This window comes from Aeromonas tecta (genome assembly GCF_000820185.1).
Classification (GTDB): Bacteria; Pseudomonadota; Gammaproteobacteria; order Enterobacterales; family Aeromonadaceae; genus Aeromonas; species Aeromonas tecta.
In genome coordinates this window covers 87,474-106,789 of sequence record NZ_CDCA01000020.1, presented here as the reverse complement: position 1 = coordinate 106,789, position 19,316 = coordinate 87,474, and the positions used below count along the sequence as shown (strand labels likewise).

Here is a 19,316-nt window from a genome sequence, read left to right as displayed (position 1 = left end):
CCAGGAGGTGCTGGCATGACCTATTTCGCATGGGCCAACGGCAGCGAGCCGGCCACCTTCATTGGCCCCACTCACCCCCGTACCGGTAAACGTTCACAACAGGGCAGCCTGAGCGCCTTCCTGTGGCGAAGCGATCGGGACCGTTTCATTGCACAGACCAAGGGCGCCGCGGTGGCAGTCACCACCAAGGAGGCTCGAGAACTGAAAGCCGGTTTGGATGACCGGGCGTTCAAGGAACTGGTTGCTGTTCTGCTGGGAGGGACACGCCATGAGTAATCGACTGATAAACACCCTGAATGGCCGCATGTGGCGCGAGCTATCACGTAACCCACTGCGCCCCGCGGTACTGCGGGAACTCTTCAAGCGGGTGACCAAGGCCCAGAAACAATCGGACGAGCGCAATGCAACAGGGGGTTGCCATGACCGAGATAAATAAGCTGGTGGAGCAGTTAGCCCAGGCCTACCTGGCCACCCGGGGCAATGTGTTTACTCACCTGGGGATCCAGCTTCCCCTTGCTGCGGAGTCACTGACAATGGCCATTCATAACAACATCGTGGCCGCTCACCTCGAAAACGCCGGGGCGCAGCAGGGGCAGGCCGATGCCTTGTTGATGCTGCGGCACATGGTGGTGGACGGGACTTTGACCCCGCTGGGTGCCTTGGTGGTGGATCAGATGTATTGCGCCTTCTGCGCCGATGTTCACCAAATGCTGGAGGAGGGAAAGGACCCTATCGTTGAGCTGGCCCAGGAGAGCAAGCAGAGGGCTATGCAATGACAGCGATACACCAAGGGGCTGCAGGCCCCGGTCATCAAAGCAGCCCGCCATCCCGGGCCGGTGCCTTCCTCAAGTTTGCGGACCTGGACAATCTGCAGGTGGTCGTGATCCACACCGGTGAGCAAGCCAACAGGGATGCCGGCATCAGGGCTACCCTGCAGCGCGCACACAACGAGGCAGTGGTCACCGACAACCCGATTGACCCGGAAGTGGAGCCAGAGCAGGCGTTGTATGTGGGGCCCACTCAGTTGGATGAAGGCGCCAGGCTCTACAAGATGGCCGATCGGGATGCCACCAAGAAGGTCATCGTTCACCAGTTCGGCAACCTGGCTCCCGAGAAAGCCAAGCGGCTGATCGTGGCTCTGCGCAAGCAAGCCCCCAAGGCCGAGCTCTACCGCGGTAACCCTGGTCAGAATGCCGAGCCCTGGCAACTGGTGGAGGTGGTGGACTTCGAGCAGACACTGGCGGCAGACACTCAATCGGACGAGGCGCCTTGGTCAGACAATGTGGCCCAACTCCATCTGGTGAAAGGCAATCCAGAGGAAAGGCCAGAGCTGCCGGCAGGGTTCGAGGTTCGGGGCTCGCGCCTGTGCGCCCTGATGACAGTGGGTCGGGGTGAGGATGCCCGGCAAGAGTGGGTACCCATCGCCAGCCCCGTCCATGTACTTGCTGAGACCGCTGATGAGCAGGGCCGCGGCTACGGCCGCTTGTTGGAATGGCGCGACAGTGCCGGGCGGACGCGCCAATGGGCCATGCCGGTGCGCGCCCTGGTCCCACGCAACGGTGAAGAAGTGTTTGCCGCGCTGCTGGATGCGGGGTTGCCCTTCATCGAGCTAAGTCATAAGCGCAGGCTGTCGGCCTACCTGATGAGCTGCCAGCCCAAGCGGCGGATCACCTGTGTCGAGCGCACGGGGTGGCATGGGCATGCCTATGTGCTGCCCGGTGGGTCCATTGGGCCAGATGCTGAGGGGGTCATCCTGCAGACCGCCGGCTACACCGCCAGCGACTTTACCGAGCGCGGTACCCTGGCCGGCTGGCAACAGGGGGTTGCAGGGCTGGCTGTGGGCAACTCCCGCCTCTGCTTTGCGCTGTCACTCGCCTTCGCGGCTCCCTTGCTCTCCTTGGTAGGCATGGAGGGCGGTGGCTTCCACCTCAAGGGTGAGAGTACAGACGGCAAAACCACGGTGATGAAAGCGGCCGCCAGTGTCTATGGGGACCCGGATCGGTACTCCCAAACCTGGCGGGCCACCGGTAACGCCATCGAAGGGATTGCCAGCCGGCGCAATGATGCCCTCCTCTGCTTGGATGAATTGGGTGAGCTGGACGGCCGGGAAGCAGGACAGACCGCCTACATGCTGGCTAACGGCCAAGGCAAGGGCCGCAGTAAGCAGGATGGCGAGCTGAGAGAGCGCAAGGCCTGGCGGCTGCTGTTCCTTTCCACGGGTGAGCTGAGCCTTGAGGACCATGCCGCCAGTGCCGGGAAGAGCACCCAGGCCGGGATGGAGGTGCGGACAATCCAGATCCCCAGCGATACCGGGCACCATGGCGCCTTTGAGTGGCTGCATGGCATGGATGGAGGCCGCAGCTTTGCCGACACCCTGAAAGCCAACACAGAAGCACATCACGGCATCGCTTTTCGCACCTATGCCCATGCCCTGACTCAGACCATGGATGAGCAGAGAGAGCGGCTGAGGGCCGAGATTAAGCAATTGGCAGCCGAGCTGACTCCCAAGGGCGCGGGTAATCAGGTTGGCCGAGCTATCAACCGGTTTGCGCTGGTGGCCGCAGCCGGGGAGCTGGCCACCCGATTGGGGGTGACCGGCTGGCCAGAGGGGGAAGCCATCAGAGCGGTGAGGGTCTGCCTCAAGGCTTGGCTGGCAGAACGGGGGCACTTGGGCAACCAGGAGGACGCTGCCACCTTGATGCAGGTACGTGGATTTGTCTTTGCCCACCAGTTCACACGCTTTGCCGACTGGTTCGACTCTAGCCATCGTCCTGCCAACATGGTGGGCTTTCGCAAGGTGGAGTCGGATGGGGTGAGCTTCTTTGTGCTGCCCCAGGGCTGGCTTGAGATCACCAAGGGGCGAGATCCCAAGCGAGCGGCCATCTTGAGCCTTGAGGCTGGATATCTGCTGACAGGCAAAGACAAGAAGCGGCTCCAGCGACAGGTCAGATTGCCAGGCATGGGTAAGGGGATGAGGGTCTATGTGCTGGGTGAGCGAGTATTGGGTGATGAAGGGGATGGCTTGGAGGATGAATAACCTCAGCCAACAGGAACCAGAGGGCCACCGAGTGTGACCCTTGCCTTTTCTGCCTCATGCGCGCGCGTGAAAGAAGAAACAAAAATGGTGGCTACAGTGGCTACACCACAACAAAACACCTCTGTAGGCCTTATGTATCAAGGGATAGAGGTGTAGCCACTAGGCTGATTTTTAGTGGCTACACATTGGCTACAGTGGCTACAAAAGGGGGCTGTAGCCACCGAGTAAGAGGTGTGTAGCCACCTGTAGCCACCACCTTTTTGAGTAGTGGCTACACGACAAACCCAGAAATGGCGCGGCCTAGAGGGGAGTTGTAGCCGCGTAGCCACTGTAGCCACCGTTTTTTTCATACATAAAGAGTGCAGACAGCCGATCGAGATCACACTTTTACTGCAACAGGGGGTTGCCTTGAGATTGACCAACGAACAACGAGAGCTGGTGCTCGAACTGCGCCGCAACCACTCAATGAGGGAGGTGGCTGACATAGCCGGCCTGCCATTGGGTACCGTGAAGTCCATCATCAGCCGGTCGGGGCTGTTTGCCGATAACCCAAGGCACCGGGCCATGTTCACCCTGCCTCCACGGCAAAACTGCAGGGAGACCTTACCGGCGGCTCCTGAGCTGCCTCCCCAGCAGGTGGTGACAGGTGACAAGGAAATCGATGCCCTGCTATGGCTACGCCAGGTGATTGAGACTGGTGACCCGGGCCGCATTGAACAAGCCAAGGAGGCTGCATGCCGGATAACCACCCCACTCGATGAACTGGAAACGCGCTACGGTAAGTGGCTGGTGGCCAGTGCCGGGCATATCATGGCGGGCCTTGGCAGCATCGGCTTTGCCAACCTGGATGGCCTGGCAGAGCGTGCCATCGAACGACGAGCCAAGGAAGCTGAGGCGGTCGGGCGCTTCGGGAATGAACTGTGGGATGACACACCGGCGGAGGTATTTTGCCTGGAGAGCCTACGAACAGTTGAGCGAGTTGAATGGGACTACCCGCCGGAACAAGTGGCCGGTCGGTTCAAGGCGCTACCCGAACTGATGCCGCACACTTTGAGGGACTGCCTTCACGAGCTGGCCTACTGGAATGACCTTCACTACCTGCGAAAGGCCTGTGATACCAGTGGCGATTACGAGCACCGCATGGAGTCGTCTGCCCGAGACTGGTTCATCTTCGGCCTGCTGGCAGAGCTGCGGCCGCGGAACCGGGAAGAAGCCAAGGATACCCTTCGTTACCTGATGGTCAGCGATCGCCAAGATATGCCAGAGGCGGACCAGATCCTGGAGAACCTCGTCAGCTAGTGTGGGCCAGAAATGCCTGAGTGCCATATCGTCCCAAGGCGTCTCAATTCGTTTCCTTAATGAGTCCAAGATCAACCCAATCAGGCTGATTCTATGAGATGATTTCGACTAATACTGTCCCGTATACGGAAATCGCTCATGGCCGAGATCAACAAGACAACCCTTACCGAAGCCGACATCATCTCCAAATTCCTGCTGCCAGCAATCAAAGGTGCCGGATGGGATGACTTAACCCAGATCCGCCAAGAGGTGAAACTGCGGGATGGCAAAGTGGTGGTGCGCGGCCAGATGGCGGCCCGCAAAAAGGTCAAATCGGCCGATATTGTGCTCTACCACAAGATGGGCTTGCCACTGGCGGTGATCGAGGCCAAAGCCAACAAGCATGAGATTGGCAAGGGGATGCAACAGGGGTTGGATTATGCCCGCCTGCTGGATGTGCCGTTCGTGTTCGCCAGTAACGGCGATGGTTTTGTATTTCATGACAAGACCAATCTGACCAAGCTGGAATCCGAGATTGCGCTGGAGGATTTTCCCAGCCCGGGCCAGCTCTGGGACAAACTCTGCACCTGGAAGGGCTACACCCAAGCCCAGTTGCCAGTTATCAGCCAGGACTACTACTCGGATGGCAGTGGCAAATCCCCCCGCTACTACCAGCTGCAGGCCATCAACAAGACCGTAGAAGCAATATCGAGAGGTGAGGATCGGATATTGCTGGTGATGGCCACCGGCACTGGCAAGACCTACACCGCGTTCCAGATCATCTGGCGCTTGTGGAAGGCGGGAGCCAAAAAGCGCATCCTGTTTCTGGCAGATCGCAACATTTTGGTGGATCAGACCAAGATCAATGACTTTCAGCCCTTTGGCTCGGCCATGACCAAGGTGACGGGGCGGACTATCGATCCTGCCTTTGAGATTCACCTTGCCCTCTATCAGGCGCTCACCGGGCCGGAAGAAGCACAGAAAGCCTTCAAGCAGGTCTCCCCCGATTTCTTCGATCTTATCGTGGTGGATGAGTGTCACCGGGGCAGCGCCGCCGAAGATAGTGCCTGGCGCGAAATCCTCGAATACTTCTCATCGGCCACCCAGATTGGCCTTACCGCCACGCCCAAAGAGACCGAAACCGTCTCCAACACTGATTACTTCGGTGACCCTGTTTATACCTACTCCCTGAAAGAGGGGATCGAAGATGGTTTTCTTGCCCCCTACAAGGTAGTGCGGGTCGATATTGATGTGGATCTGCAGGGGTGGCGTCCAACCAAAGGGCAGTTGGACAAACAGGGCAACCTGATTGAAGACCGCATCTATGACCAGAAGGATTTCGACCGCACTCTGGTGATCGATGAGCGTACTCAGCTGGTGGCCGAGACCATCACTAACTACCTCAAGAAAACCGATCCGATGGCCAAAACCATCGTGTTCTGCAACGACATCGATCATGCCGACAGGATGCGACGGGCGCTGGTCAACCTCAATCCAGAACAGATGGCCAAGGACGAACGCTACGTGATGAAAATCACCGGCGATGATGACCTTGGCAAGGCCCAGCTAGACAACTTCATCAACCCGAAAAAGCCCTATCCGGTGATTGCCACCACCTCAGAGCTGATGAGCACAGGGGTGGATGCCAAGACCTGCAAGCTGGTGGTGTTAGACCAAACAATCAATAGCTTAACTAAGTTCAAACAGATTATCGGTCGTGGCACTCGTATCGACGACAAATACGGCAAGCTCTGGTTTACCATTCTCGACTTCAAGAAGGCGACAGAGCAGTTTGCCGACCCTCGTTTCGATGGTGATCCTGTACGGGTCATCGTTACTAAGCCGGAAGCAATCAATGACCCTGATGATGGCCTTAGTGACATCATCGATGGTGCAGACCCCTTACCAGAAGATGAGGGAGGGGATGGGAGTGAGTCCGGAATTGCTGGCGATACTGGGGAAGGAACCTATACCACTGGTAGCGCGAGTGATGGCCAGGGTGACCCGTTTGACCCAACAAGCGACCCTCAACCGGAAGTCCGCAAGTATTATGTCAACGGTGTCGCCGTCAACGTTATCGCCGAGCGGGTGCAGTACTACGATACCGATGGCAAGCTGGTGACCGAATCCTTCAAGGATTACACCAAGAAGACCCTGCTCAAGGAGTTTGCCACCCTGGATGCCTTCACCAAGCGCTGGCAATCAGCCGAACGCAAGCAAGCCATTATGGATGAGCTGGCACAAGTGGGTGTGCTGTGGGAGGTGTTACAAGAAGAAGTAGGCAGAGATCTCGACCCGTTCGACCTTATCTGCCATGTGGTATACGATCAGCCGCCGCTGACCCGCCGTGAGCGAGCGAACAACGTCAAAAAGCGCAACTACTTCACCAAGTACAACGACACAGCCCAGCAGGTGCTCACAAACCTGCTCGACAAGTATGCCGATCAGGGCGTGACCGAGATTGAGACCAAGGATGCGCTAAAAGTCGCCCCCTTTACCGAGTTGGGTCGCCCGTTGGAGCTAGCCAAGAAGGGCTTTGGTGGTCCCAAGCAGTTCGAGCAGGCCATCACCGAACTGGAGCAAGAAATTTATCGCGAGCAGCAGAGCGCCTGACGCCCTGGCTGCAGCAGAACCACCGTACGGCCATGGCAACCATGGCCGCTTGTTTTTATCGATAATCCTGACGCATTTGCAGAAAAGAGAACGCCATGTCATCCATCAGCTCAGTCATTAAATCCATTCAGGACATCATGCGCAAGGACGCCGGTATCGACGGCGATGCCCAGCGCCTTGGTCAGCTCTCCTGGCTGCTTTTTCTTAAAGTGTTCGACGCACAGGAAGAGGAGCTGGAGTTTGAGCAGGATAACTACCGCTGCCCCATCCCCGAGCGCTTCCTGTGGCGCAACTGGGCGGCAGATAGCGAAGGGCTGACCGGCGATGCCCTGCTCGCTTTCGTCAACGATGACTTGTTTGATAGCCTGAAAAACCAGCCTGCCAATATTGATCTAAACCCCCGCGGCTATGTGGTGAAAGAAGCGTTCTCTGATGCCTTCAACTACATGAAAAACGGCACCCTGCTCAAGCAGGTCATCAACAAGCTCAACGAGATCGACTTTACTGACAGCAGCGAGCGCCACCTGTTTGGCGACATCTACGAGCAGATCCTGCGCGACCTGCAAAGCGCCGGTAACGCAGGGGAGTTCTACACCCCCCGTGCCGTTACCCGCTTTATGGTCAACCGCATCGACCCCAAACTCGGCGAGCGGATCATGGACCCGGCCTGCGGCACCGGTGGTTTTCTTGCCTGCGCTTTCGATCATGTCAAAGAGCACTATGTCGAAACGTCGGCCGACCATCAGACCCTGCAGCAGCAGATCCTGGGGGTCGAGAAGAAACAGCTGCCGCACCTGCTCTGTACCACCAATATGCTGTTGCACGGCATCGAAGTACCGGTGCAAATTCGCCACGGCAACACCCTCGACAAACCGCTGTCTAGCTGGGATAGCGATATCGATGTGATCCTCACCAACCCGCCCTTTGGCGGTACCGAAGAGGATGGCATCGAACAGAACTTCCCCGCCGACCTGCGTACCCGTGAGACCGCCGATCTCTTCCTGCAGCTCATCATCGAAGTGCTGAAAAAGAACGGCCGTGCTGCCGTGGTACTGCCTGATGGCACCCTGTTTGGCGAAGGGGTCAAAACCAAGATCAAGCAACTGCTCACCAGCGAGTGCAACCTGCACACCATAGTGCGGCTGCCCAGCGGCGTCTTTGCCCCCTATACCGGCATCAAGACCAATATCCTCTTCTTCACCAAGGGCCAGCCCACCAAGGATGTTTGGTTCTACGAGCACCCCTATCCGGCCGGGGTGAAGAACTACAGCAAGACCAAGCCGATGAAGTTCGAGGAGTTTGAAGCCGAGATCTCCTGGTGGGGCGATGAGACGGACGGCTTTGCTGCCCGAATCGAGAACGAGCGGGCCTGGAAGGTCAGCATCGACGAGATTGCGGCCCGCAACTTCAACCTCGATATCAAAAACCCCCATGTGGTCGAGCAGATAAGCCACGATCCTGACGAACTGCTGGCGCGCTATGCCGCAGAGCAGGCCGGGATCCAGACCCTGCGTGACCAGCTTAAAACCATTCTTGGCGAAGCCTTGGGTAAGGACGCGGCCAAGCAAGGGGGGCAGGCATAATGGCGATCGAAAGTCTGATTACCGACCACCTGGATCTCTGGACTGCGGCGGTGCGCCCCAAAAGCAGCGCGGGGCGTGGCAGCAACAGCAAGCTGGAACTCACCGGCATTAAAAAGCTGCGCGAGCTGATCCTGGAGCTTGCCGTGCGCGGCAAACTGGTGCCACAAGACCCGAGCGATGAACCCGCCTCAGTCCTGCTGGAACGGATTGCCGCCGAAAAGTCGCAGCTGGTCAAAGAGGGGAAAATTAAAAAGCCAAAAGCCTTACCGGAGATTAGCGAGGAGGAGAAGTCATTTGAACTGCCGAGAACATGGAGTTGGGTACGGTTAAATGATATTACTGATTATAATGGGCGACCAAACATTGAACCCGATAATATCAAAGGTGACGTTTGGTTATTAGACTTGGAAGATATCGAGAAAGATACATCCAAACTTCTCTATCGCGCTTTTTATGAGGAAAGAGAGTCGAAGTCCAATAAGTCTACATTTAAATGTGGAGACGTTCTTTATGGTAAGCTTCGGCCCTATTTGAACAAGGTTATTATCGCTGACCTTGATGGTGTATGTACTACAGAAATTGTACCGATTGTACCAAGTGACGGATTACATCCTGCATATCTTAAATACTTACTTAAATCACCTGCATTTCAGAATTACGTTAATTCATTGATGTATGGTGTGAAAATGCCGAGATTGGGGACGGAAGATGCAATAAAAAGTGTCCATCCATTGCCCCCATTCGCAGAACAACACCGCATCGTTGCCAAAGTGGATGAGTTAATGGCCCTCTGTGACCAGTTGGAGCAGCGCAGCGAATCGCAGTTGGCGGCCCATCAGACGCTGGTAGAGACTCTGCTCACCACGCTGACTGACTCTGGCGATGCCGACACGCTGGCGCAAAACTGGGCGCGGCTAAGCACTCACTTCGATACCCTCTTTACCACAGAGGCTAGTATCGACGCCCTGAAACAGACCATCCTGCAACTGGCCGTGATGGGCAAGCTGGTGCCGCAAGATCCGAGCGATGAGCCCGCCTCCGCCCTGCTGGAGCGTATTGCGGCCGAAAAAGCGCAACTGGTCAAAGAGAAGAGGATTAAAAAAGAGAAACCGTTGCCTGCGATTGGCGAAGATGAGAAACCATTTGAATTGCCACAGGGATGGGAGTGGTGCCGCTTTGGAACTCTTGTAAACTTCCGAACTGAGCTGGTTAGATCAGATGAATTCCCAAACTTTGACCAAGTAGCACCAGATTCTATTGAAAAAGGAACTGGTAAGCTGATCAAGCGTAGGACTGTTCTTGAGTCTGGGGTTAAAGGTCCCAATAGCCGATTTTATGCAGGCCAAATATTATATTCAAAAATACGTCCTTCCTTGTCAAAAGTAATTATTGCTGATTTTGATGGGTTATGTAGCGCAGATATGTACCCTTTAGAGGCAATGATAAGCTCTGATTTCTTGCTCAAAGTTATCTTATCTGAGGTTTTTTTAGCGCAAGTTAGAGTTGTAGAAAACCGAATAAAAATGCCTAAATTAAATGTGGGTAGTTTATCTAATATTCTTGTACCAATATGTCCGGAATCGGAGATGAGCAAGATAACGTCAAAGCTGACGGATTTAGTTCTAGTTTGCGACCAACTTACATCCTGCTTACAGGTCAGCCAGCAGATCCAATCTAACTTGGCTAGTGCGTTCTTTCAGCATGCTCTGGAGGAGGGGGTCTAATGGGAGATGCTATCAGAGTAAAAGACGCGATTTTACCTCTACTTGAGAGTTTGCAGGTCTATCACCAATATCAACAAGAAAATACAATTTTGGATAGTGATGAGTATGGGTACTCCGTTTGTCTGCAACGAGAGGGCGAATATGATGGTGTATCAATCGCAAGGCCAAGCCTAGCGTTATTTCATGGGGATAGAGTATTGTATGAGCAAGAGTGCAAACGACTACGCAAAGAGCTTTTAGACGGGTTGCTCGCATCAGACTTATTTCCACGCAATAGAAATAACTATCAAGACCTGCTATCAGCAATTAAAGCAAATAAAATAACACCATTTATTGGTGCAGGTTCATCTATCAGTGCTGGTTGCCAAAGTTGGGGTTCATATCTAAGAAATAAAGCTAAGGAAGTTGGGCTATCTGAGCATGAGATTACTCCAATGCTGAGCAGTTCTCAATATGAAGAATTGTTAGATTTAATTATTACACAGCCAAAAGGCTCATCTTTTGATTTTTATTTTCAACAAGATTTCGAATACGCAGACCCAGAAAAATCTTTTTCGTGGCTACTCCCAGAGCTATTTACAGGCTGCGTAATAACTACCAATTTTGATAGGGTAATTGAGGAATGCTATGCGAAGCAAGGGGTTCAATTTAAAGAAAAGTGTGAAGGTTTGAACAACCCTAGCAATTTCATTAAGGCGATGACTAGGGGGGACCATTATTTATTGAAATTACATGGTAATTTTGATAGGCCTGACTTTAGAGTTTTTAAAAAATCAGAGTATCAAGCTGCTTATAGTAATCTGCATGGCGATGATGTAGATATGAAAAGCCCAATCCCAAAATTATTATCCCACATATATAGTAGCCATTCATTATTATTCTTAGGATGTAGCCTGTCTGTGGATCGTACGATTAAGGTCTTTGAGAATATCCTTAAAAATAAAGAACTAAAACCTAAGATAGCAGACCATTATGCAATTATAGAAAAACCAGATAATGAGCAAGAGTTCAACACCCTAGAAGTAATGTTGCAAAGTTGCAATATCAAGCCAATATGGTATGAGTTTGGTCATCACGTTAAGATTCCTGATATTTTGACAAGTGCGATAAATCAATTGAAATATGATGTATGATTATTAACTAGTAAAAGCACAGCCGGTAAACTCTGTCTATCTTAGAGGGGCTGTGATAGTGGATTATGTCCTCACTAAACTGCTTTCAGGGTATCAAATCACCGAGGTCGAGCCACGCACGACCTCAACCAAACAACAACCCCGGCGTAAGTTGCAAGCAACCAAGCTGCCGGGGTCATGTTGTGAGCAACAATAGAGAGTAGCTCCCCATCCAGTCAAACATTTTGCCCCGTTTTGTGACGGGTCAGCTGGTAGTCGAGTGGGTATTCAAGCAGGATCTCGAAGGCTTTTCTCCGTGGAAAGAGCCTGCCTGAAATATCGATATGACAAGGAGTTGAGATGCTACATGCCATTTTGCATGGCAAGGCCGGGCGAGTTGAACAAGGTAGCCAGTCTCTCCGTTGGCGTGAGCTGTTCAAGCGCAATGAAGACCTGCTCACGGCCACCTTCTTCGGCCGACTGCCTTATCTGTCTGATGATGCCTTCAAGGCGGTACTGGGTTGCCTGATAGGCTCAGAACAGGCCGGGCAGTTATCCCCCTTCGTAACCATAGACCTCTGGCCTCGCCTCACCGAATGGGAAGAACGCGGCTATGTCGAACCCGATGTAATCCTGTGCTTCGAGCATGAGTTGGTGATGGTCGAGGTCAAGCCTCCCTTTGGCGGTAGCCAGTACCACAACCAGTGGCAAGCACAGATGAGGGCACTGAACGCCGAGACGGAGTATCAGGGTTATGAACGGATCTATTTTGTCGCTCTCGGCAATACCCTGCCAACATCGTTAGCCATAGCGGCTGACCTCCGGCGCTTCGCTCGCATGACGCAATTGGAGTGGGCCGAAATTCGTCGCCTATTGCTAGATGAGAAGCTCTTCACTACCTGTCGGCAGGATGCTGCGATACGCCAAGACTGGCTCGAAGCATTCAGGTTATTCGGGATGTTACCAGCGGTACCAAGCTGGCAACCCCTGTTGGATTTCGCCAGCCCTTTGGATCTGGCCGCTGCCCATCAGCAGTTGTCATTGCTCACCCCAAAAGCCGTTCAGGATAACTGGACACCCTTATTGGAGTTCGCCAATGGTTTACATCTGGATCACAGTCTACTGGCGACCAACGTCCAATAAGTTGCTTTCATCATCACAGGCCGGATAAGGATTTATCGGATGATTCATGACATAACCCAGACCGAGCAGTTAGTCGAACAATTGAGACAAGCCCACCGCCTGGTGGCCGGTTTCTATCAGCGGATCTTGCCGTTGTTTGATCAGATAGCCCAAGAGTCTATTGATGCAACATTCTGGTATTGGAAACCCAGTGAGAATGGCCGCCCTTGTTCAGGCAGCTCCAGACCTTCCAGTTCCTGGGTATGGGACTACATCCCGCTGTTTGCCTCCACTCATGGTTACCGTACTTGGGATGGTGATAAGGCCCGTGCTGGTGATATGACTTTGGCACTGCGGCTCTATATTGATGACGCCTTCAAGAAGGGCTCATTTCAGAGAGGGAATAGCAAAGGCATGCCAGATCCCTTGGAGCTGAAAATGGGGAAGGCTGTAGTGGAGGTGAACCTGTTCCGCTGTACTCAGGATAGTGAGCTTCATTTCGATGAGCTGTGGAGCGACATTCCTTGGCCTGAGCCAACAGAACAGTGGACTACCGCAGCCCAGCACCAAGAGGTTGAGTATTGCGTGTGGCATGTGCCACTGGCTGAGCTGTTGGCCGACCCTGCAGTGGTTACTCGGTGGATCAAGAGCCGGTTGGGCTAAACTGCGGCCCCTTATGTAATGAGCCCAGAGGGTCAGATACGGCTGAAGTTCATCAGCCAGCACAATTGGGGAGGAATACTTCGGCCAAATTCAGCTATTCTCCCTGCCGTCACCTGGTGGGCTCTGTTCATGCGGCGCCATTCCCTGGCCATTTACTGTGCTCACCAGGTGGCCCTCTGAATCGGCAGTGTCGTGGGTTCCCTGATGCGGTCCATGCTCCACCGCTCCGATCGCGGTAACTCCGCACCTAACTCGACGGGGCTCCGTTACATCCGGTACCGCCACTGACCGCAAACTCCGCGCCTAAGCCGGCAGAAAGCCAAGGGGTGATGGAGCGCGTCAGCCACGGCAGGTGAAACAACATCCCACTGTTACCAGATGAACCATTCCTCCAGGGCAGGCCACTTGCCCCACTCACCACCTGCGCAATCCCCTCTGAACTGCGCACTACAAACTGCGCAAATTGCGCACTTCTCTGCGCACTGGATCTGCGCAAAAACGAAATGCAATGGACTGCGCAATTCTCATCGAGGCCTTATGTAGCAAGCCTTGGAGAGAAGGTTAGGGATTTGGATATTGCGCAATTGCGCAGAACTGTGCAAAACGAATTACATCGGCGCGAAGTAGAACACCGTGAGTATGAAACCTGTGAAGGGTGGGCATATAGGGAACTGACCTCTACCCAGAGGCTCTTGGTGTTGCCGATGATCTGACCCGACATTTCGGCAGGGCAGGCCGGTACGCCGGTGACCAAATCTAGGGGGCGTTTACCTGGATGGCCCGGCCCCTCACCGCACCATGTATAGGGGTAATTTCCCCGGGACAGTGAAGGGGCTTGCCCCTGAGATATCCCGCACTGATTCGAGGAGGCAGCAACCACTGCCACTGATGCGGGGGTATTTTTGGGGGTATAAGTAAAATTCACATCTGGAATTTTCCTTTAAAATCATTACAGTAAGTTCACGATTCGATAGAGACCCCGGCACCATTTAAATTCAAAAACAAAAGGCCATCCTCAGGGATGGCCTTTTGTTTTTCTGCTGCCTGACGTTCAGCCCCGCTGATGCCTAGCGCCATTTATCCCGATCCCCGGCAGGCAGATATGCCCTGAGGGGGCAGGAGGAATAACGGCTTGCCCTGCAGCCAGCACGAGAGGCTCTTGGTGGCGAGCCGTCGGGGGTTTGTTTATTGCTTTCCCCACGTGGGGCCGTTTATCCCTATCTTGGCCGTTCAAGCCTGCTGGCGTGGGTAGCAAGAGTAGCTTTCTCGCCCTTCTCCGTTGGTGTCGATCTTGTGCCTCCTTGGCGTTGAGTGTTCTTTCCTTCGTCGTATTCCCTCCCTGACCCTGATGGCCTTGTCCCATCTTGGTGCGCCTGTCTGTCGCTGCACAGCAGGAGTGCGTACACCTTCCTGTTTGTGAACCGAGTGCGCCAATATGGTGCGCCATCTGACAACTAGTAATGCAAATATATGAATATAAAGGATTATATTTTATGGCCTGCTTTATGCTTTAAAACAATCATGTCGCCATGATGATCCCTGCGGGGTCATGCCGAGGGTTGTGACAGGACAATACCGATTTGACGATGTGGGTTTGGGTGAATAGCCAAGTGCGACATTCATATCAGGAAATGGAACCGGCCAGGTGCCGGGACGACAAGGAGAGGGCTGTATGTTCAAGAGACTCGTAATGACTGGCCTGCTGGCGCTGACTGCCACCATGGCCGCCCCCGGTTGGGCGCAAGAGGTGGCCGCGCAGGCTGATGTGGTACAGGCGGCTGCCGTGACCATCAACAAGGGTGACAACACCTGGCTGATGGTGGCGGCCACCCTGGTGATCCTGATGTCCATCCCGGGCCTTGCCCTGTTCTACGGTGGCCTGGTGCGCGCCAAGAACATGCTGAGCGTGCTGATGCAGGTGTTTACCCTGTTCTGCCTCATCACTGTGCTGTGGGTTGTCTATGGCTACTCACTGGCCTTCACCGAAGGAGGCGCCTTCTACGGCTCGTTCGACAAGGTGTTGCTGATGGGGGTCACTCCTGAGTCTATTGGCGCCACCTTCAGCAAGGGGGTGGGGATCAGCGAGCTTATCTTCGTGGTGTTCCAGGGGGCCTTCGCGGCCATCACCTGCGGCCTCATCGTCGGTGGCTTCGCCGAGCGGATGAAGTTCTCCGCCGTGCTGCTGTTTGCGGTGATCTGGTTCACCTTCGCCTACATCCCGATGGCGCACATGGTGTGGTACTGGGCCGGTCCGGATGCCTACACCACTGCCGAGGCGGCCACTGCCGCGACGGCTACTGCCGGATACCTGTTCCAGCAGGGCGCTCTCGACTTTGCCGGCGGTACCGTGGTGCACATCAACGCGGCGGTCGCCGGTCTGGTCGGTGCCTTCATGGCCGGCAAACGGGTGGGCTACGGTCGTGATCCCATGACCCCCCACAGCCTGACCATGACCATGATAGGCGCAGCCCTGCTCTGGTTTGGCTGGTTCGGCTTCAACGCCGGCTCCGCGCTGGAAGCGAACGGTACCGCCGCCCTGGCGCTGATCAATACCTGGGTGGCACCGGCCGCGGCCGCACTGGCCTGGACCTTTGCCGAGTGGCTTATGAAGGGACGTCCCTCCCTGCTGGGCGCCGTCTCAGGTGCTGTCGCGGGTCTGGTTGCCATCACGCCGGCCGCCGGTTTCGTCGGGGTCGGTGGTGCCCTCATCATCGGCTTGCTGAGCGGTGTCGCCGGTCTGTGGGGGGTGCATGGTCTCAAGCGCTTGCTGGGGGCCGATGACAGCCTCGACGTATTCGGCCTGCACGGAGTGTGCGGGATCCTCGGTGCCGTGCTGACCGGTGTGTTCGCCAGCCCGGATCTGGGTGGCACCGGGGTCTGGGATTATGTGACCAATCAGGTGGCCGAGGGTTACTCCATCCTGGCGCAAGTGAAGATCCAGGTCATAGGTGTGCTGGTGACCGTGGCCTGGACTGCCCTAGTCTCTGCCGTGGCCTACAAGGCAGTGGATCTGCTGGTGGGTCTGCGCGTGAAGGAAGATGCCGAGCGAGAAGGGCTCGATGTCACCAGTCACGGTGAGAAAGCGTACAGTCTGTAAAAGCAGCGCTCCCGTTAACGAGTTTGCCGTCGGCCATGTCCGGCGGCTTTTTTATGGCTGCGGATCGGGCTGTATGCCAGTCCATGGTTTCCTGATGGCGGTCATTTTTACGTGGGCATGTAGCCGGATCTTCCCCCAGCTATTTCTTTTGCCGTGATGTTTTATGCCTGCAATTTGGGCGGGTTTCCGCTAAACTCTGCCACCCTTTATTCGGGGTAGCCGGGTTAGCCCTGTTTCCATCCTTTTATATATGCCTTCGGAGCCGCTCATGCCGTTAGTGGGACACCAACATCAGATCGATATTCTGGAACTGACCGACAAAGGGGATGGCAAGGGTCGCCTGTTCGATCGCCCCCTGTTTGTCGAGGGTCTGCTGCCCGGTGAGCAGGCGCTGGTTGAGCTGACCGAGGTCAAGCCGAACTATCTGCATGGCAAGCTGGTGGAGCTGACTCAACCTTCCGCCGACCGGGTGCCTGATTTTTGCCCCAACACCGAGTGTGGTGGTTGCCAGGTACGACCGCTGGCCTATCCGGCTCAGCTCAAGTTGAAGCAGGCTCTGGTGCAGAGCGCGCTGGATCAGGCTGGCTTGGCGACTCAGGTCAATCCGATCATCGGCATGGAAAGCCCCTTTGCCTATCGCAACAAGGCGCAGTATGCGGTGCGTGGCACCGAAGCCGGCGCCGAGATTGGCTTCTATCGCAAGCACTCCCACGATCTCATCACCGCCGATGACTGCGCGGTGCAGGACTCCCTGCACGTGGAGCTCAACGCCCGGGTCCGCAACTGGATGCGTGAGCACGACATCGCCGCTTATGACGAGGTCAACCATAGCGGTTGCGTGCGCAACCTGATGACCCGCAAGGGCTTCAAGAGTGGCGAGCTGATGGTGGTGTTGGTGACGCTGGGCGAAGCCCTGCCGTTCGAAGCAGAATTGTTGGCTGCCCTGGCGGACCTGCCTGTCACCACCCTGGTGCAGAACATCAATGACGAGCGCACCAACCGTATCCTGGGCGCGAGCAATCGGGTGCTGCTGGGTGAAGGGGTGATCCGCGACAAGATCCACGAACTCGAATTCGAGATCTCGCCGCTCTCCTTCTTCCAGAACAACCCGAGCCAGACCGATGTGCTCTACTCCAAGGCGCTCGAATACAGCGAGCTGACCGGCAGCGAGACGGTATTCGACATCTATTGCGGTATCGGCACCATCTCCCTGTTCCTGGCGGCCAAGGCGGCCAAGGTAGTCGGTATCGAATCGGTAGAGAGCGCGATTTCGGATGCCCGTCGCAACGCGGCCCTGAACGGCATCGAGCACACCGAATTCCACGTGGGCAAGGCCGAGCAGCTGATGCCCGAGTTGCACGCCCAGGGCGTGAGCGCCGATGTTGTGGTCATGGATCCGCCGCGCAAGGGCTGTGACAAGGCAGTGCTGCAGACCCTGGTGGCCATGGCACCGCGTCGCCTGGTCTATGTCTCCTGCAACCCGCAGACCCTGGCACGGGATCTGGCCTATCTGGTCAAGCAGGGCTTCGTGCTGGACGAGGTGCAGCCGGTGGATATGTTCCCCCATTCCATGCACGTAGAGGCCGTCGCCCGTCTGAGCCTGCCTGCCAAGGCATAAATTGAATTAGCCAGATGGCTCTGATAAAAACGACTCCAAATGGAGTCGTTTTTTTATGGCTGCGACAAGGTGGCGGGGAAGGAGCAAGCAGGGATGAGCATTCGTTTGGCAGGGGTGGAAGATGCCGCCGCACTGGATCACTTCTTCCAGCAACTGGACCGGGAAACCCGCTTCATGTTGTTCGAGGCGGGGGAGCGGCCATCGAATATCGAGGGGCAGCGTCAGCGCCTGGGCGCCATGCAGGGCAGTCAGAACCAGCGGATCTGGCTGCTGGAGCTGAGCCAGGAACTGCAGGGGTTCGCGGTGATGATAGGGGGCGGCCTGCAGCGCAACCGGCACTGTGCCCTGGTGGTGATGGGCCTGCGTCAGAGTGCACGGGGTCAGGGTTGGGGTGAGTGCTTGCTGAGAACCCTGATTGCGGCCGCGCCGGGGTGCGGCATCAGTCGGCTGGAGCTGGGCGTGATGGCGCACAACGAGGTGGCCCATGGCCTCTATCGCAAATGCGGCTTCGTTGACGAGGGGCTGCGCCAGCGAGCCTATCGGCTGGGTGATGATGAGGTGGACGAGATCAGCATGGGGTTGTTGTTGCCGTCGGGTCACTCATAACCGATCCTCTACGACGTGACGATGGGGTCGTCTGGGCAGGCAGTCTGCCTGCGTTGGTAATAAGGAGCAGAAGATGAAAAGCGTGTTGCTGAATTGGCTGGCCCGCTACGATGCCTGGTGCCAGGAGTGGGGACTTGTCCCGGAGAACCGGCGCTGCTGCGTACCGGTGCGCCGGGATGATGAGGAGTCCAAGCCGCCGGTAGTGGCAGAGGAGTCCTCATCTCTTACCGAAAATTGCGAGCCACGGCGCCGGTGACGCTGTTGTAATCGAAGCTGAGCCCGTCCGGATAGGCGGGGAAGCGACCGATGGAATCCCGCAATGTATAGCGGCAGTTGTCGTGACGCAGGTTGCCGGCGGTTTGATGGTCGGCCGGGATGAGTCGGGAGATATAGTCGCTGGCTGAGTCGGTGTGGAGCTCATCGGCGACGGTCTGGTCGGTGTTGAGCAGGCCGCTGAACAGACTCTCGCAATCGTCCCGGCTGCTGACCGAAATCTGATCGCTGTCGCCTCCCGGGAAGATGGTATCCGGCCCCTGACCCCCCTGATCCTCCATGGTCCCCGCCGGCCAACCGAGGCTGTTGATATCGAGATCCTGCTTGCCCATGCCGCTAAAGTTATAGAGTGCCAGCGGCTCTCCCTTCACCTTGACGGCCCAGCCCGCATGGGCCAGCTGGACTGCGCTGGAAAAACTGCCTGCCGTCGAGGAGACGCTGCTCTTGAGGGCATCGTCCTGGATATTGATGAAACGGGGTAGGGCGGTGACCGCCAGGATCCCCAGCACTATGATGACCAGCACCAGCTCTATCAGGGTAAAGCCGTGGGAAATGCGTTTTTGCATGGAATGAACCCATTAAGTACGACA

General features: G+C 55.8%; 16 protein-coding genes. 15 read left to right on the top strand and 1 reads right to left on the bottom strand.

The window, feature by feature from the left end; genetic code table 11:
* Positions 1 to 15 precede the first annotated feature (15 nt).
* The 15 genes from BN1137_RS05195 (at position 16) to BN1137_RS21805 (ending at position 18,709) form a co-directional block, all read left to right on the top strand.
* Positions 16 to 276: a hypothetical protein gene (locus BN1137_RS05195; protein WP_050717578.1), complete on the top strand. Its 261-nt coding sequence runs from the start codon at positions 16 to 18 to the stop codon at positions 274 to 276.
* Positions 269 to 436 (top strand): hypothetical protein, encoded by a 168-nt coding sequence (locus tag BN1137_RS22315; protein WP_157433633.1) that lies wholly within the window; start codon positions 269 to 271, stop codon positions 434 to 436. Before BN1137_RS05195 ends, BN1137_RS22315 begins: the two co-directional genes overlap by 8 nt.
* Positions 420 to 776 carry a hypothetical protein gene (locus BN1137_RS05190; RefSeq protein ID WP_050717860.1) on the top strand — a complete coding sequence of 119 codons (357 nt, stop codon included), beginning with the start codon at positions 420 to 422 and terminating at the stop codon, positions 774 to 776. Before BN1137_RS22315 ends, BN1137_RS05190 begins: the two co-directional genes overlap by 17 nt.
* On the top strand, positions 773 to 3,037 hold the full coding sequence (locus BN1137_RS05185) for a DUF927 domain-containing protein (RefSeq protein ID WP_083443368.1): 2,265 nt from the start codon (positions 773 to 775) through the stop codon (positions 3,035 to 3,037). Before BN1137_RS05190 ends, BN1137_RS05185 begins: the two co-directional genes overlap by 4 nt.
* A gap of 408 nt (positions 3,038 to 3,445) precedes the next feature.
* Positions 3,446 to 4,336, top strand: a complete 891-nt coding sequence (locus BN1137_RS05180) for an RNA polymerase sigma factor sigma-70 region 4 domain-containing protein (RefSeq protein WP_232306894.1) — start codon at positions 3,446 to 3,448, stop codon at positions 4,334 to 4,336.
* A gap of 138 nt (positions 4,337 to 4,474) precedes the next feature.
* Positions 4,475 to 6,928 (top strand): EcoAI/FtnUII family type I restriction enzme subunit R, encoded by a 2,454-nt coding sequence (gene hsdR, locus BN1137_RS05175; RefSeq protein WP_050717577.1) that lies wholly within the window; start codon positions 4,475 to 4,477, stop codon positions 6,926 to 6,928.
* A gap of 95 nt (positions 6,929 to 7,023) precedes the next feature.
* Complete coding sequence (locus tag BN1137_RS05170) at positions 7,024 to 8,511, top strand: N-6 DNA methylase (protein WP_050717576.1); 1,488 nt, start codon at positions 7,024 to 7,026, stop codon at positions 8,509 to 8,511.
* Positions 8,511 to 10,235: a restriction endonuclease subunit S gene (locus BN1137_RS05165; protein WP_050717575.1), complete on the top strand. Its 1,725-nt coding sequence runs from the start codon at positions 8,511 to 8,513 to the stop codon at positions 10,233 to 10,235. Before BN1137_RS05170 ends, BN1137_RS05165 begins: the two co-directional genes overlap by 1 nt.
* Positions 10,235 to 11,368: an SIR2 family protein gene (locus tag BN1137_RS21810; RefSeq protein ID WP_083443367.1), complete on the top strand. Its 1,134-nt coding sequence runs from the start codon at positions 10,235 to 10,237 to the stop codon at positions 11,366 to 11,368. The genes BN1137_RS05165 and BN1137_RS21810 overlap by 1 nt, the downstream gene beginning before the upstream one ends.
* Before the next feature lie 339 nt (positions 11,369 to 11,707).
* Positions 11,708 to 12,490 (top strand): hypothetical protein, encoded by a 783-nt coding sequence (locus BN1137_RS05160; RefSeq protein WP_050717574.1) that lies wholly within the window; start codon positions 11,708 to 11,710, stop codon positions 12,488 to 12,490.
* Positions 12,491 to 12,529: 39 nt separating this feature from the next.
* Positions 12,530 to 13,132 carry a hypothetical protein gene (locus tag BN1137_RS05155; protein ID WP_050717573.1) on the top strand — a complete coding sequence of 201 codons (603 nt, stop codon included), beginning with the start codon at positions 12,530 to 12,532 and terminating at the stop codon, positions 13,130 to 13,132.
* 1,672 nt (positions 13,133 to 14,804) lie between these two features.
* Positions 14,805 to 16,229: an ammonium transporter gene (gene amt / locus BN1137_RS05150; protein WP_050717572.1), complete on the top strand. Its 1,425-nt coding sequence runs from the start codon at positions 14,805 to 14,807 to the stop codon at positions 16,227 to 16,229.
* Positions 16,230 to 16,497: 268 nt separating this feature from the next.
* Entirely contained in the window at positions 16,498 to 17,847 is a 1,350-nt protein-coding gene (gene rlmD, locus BN1137_RS05145) for a 23S rRNA (uracil(1939)-C(5))-methyltransferase RlmD (RefSeq protein WP_050717571.1), read from the top strand.
* Positions 17,848 to 17,940: 93 nt separating this feature from the next.
* Positions 17,941 to 18,453, top strand: a complete 513-nt coding sequence (locus tag BN1137_RS05140) for a GNAT family N-acetyltransferase (RefSeq protein ID WP_050717570.1) — start codon at positions 17,941 to 17,943, stop codon at positions 18,451 to 18,453.
* A 73-nt stretch (positions 18,454 to 18,526) separates the two neighbouring features.
* Positions 18,527 to 18,709 carry a DUF5363 family protein gene (locus BN1137_RS21805; RefSeq protein WP_083443366.1) on the top strand — a complete coding sequence of 61 codons (183 nt, stop codon included), beginning with the start codon at positions 18,527 to 18,529 and terminating at the stop codon, positions 18,707 to 18,709.
* Here the strand turns inward: BN1137_RS21805 and tppF are convergent.
* Positions 18,678 to 19,292 (bottom strand): type IVa pilus pseudopilin TppF, encoded by a 615-nt coding sequence (tppF, locus tag BN1137_RS05135; protein ID WP_050717569.1) that lies wholly within the window; start codon positions 19,290 to 19,292, stop codon positions 18,678 to 18,680. The genes BN1137_RS21805 and tppF overlap by 32 nt on opposite strands.
* Positions 19,293 to 19,316: the final 24 nt, after the last annotated feature.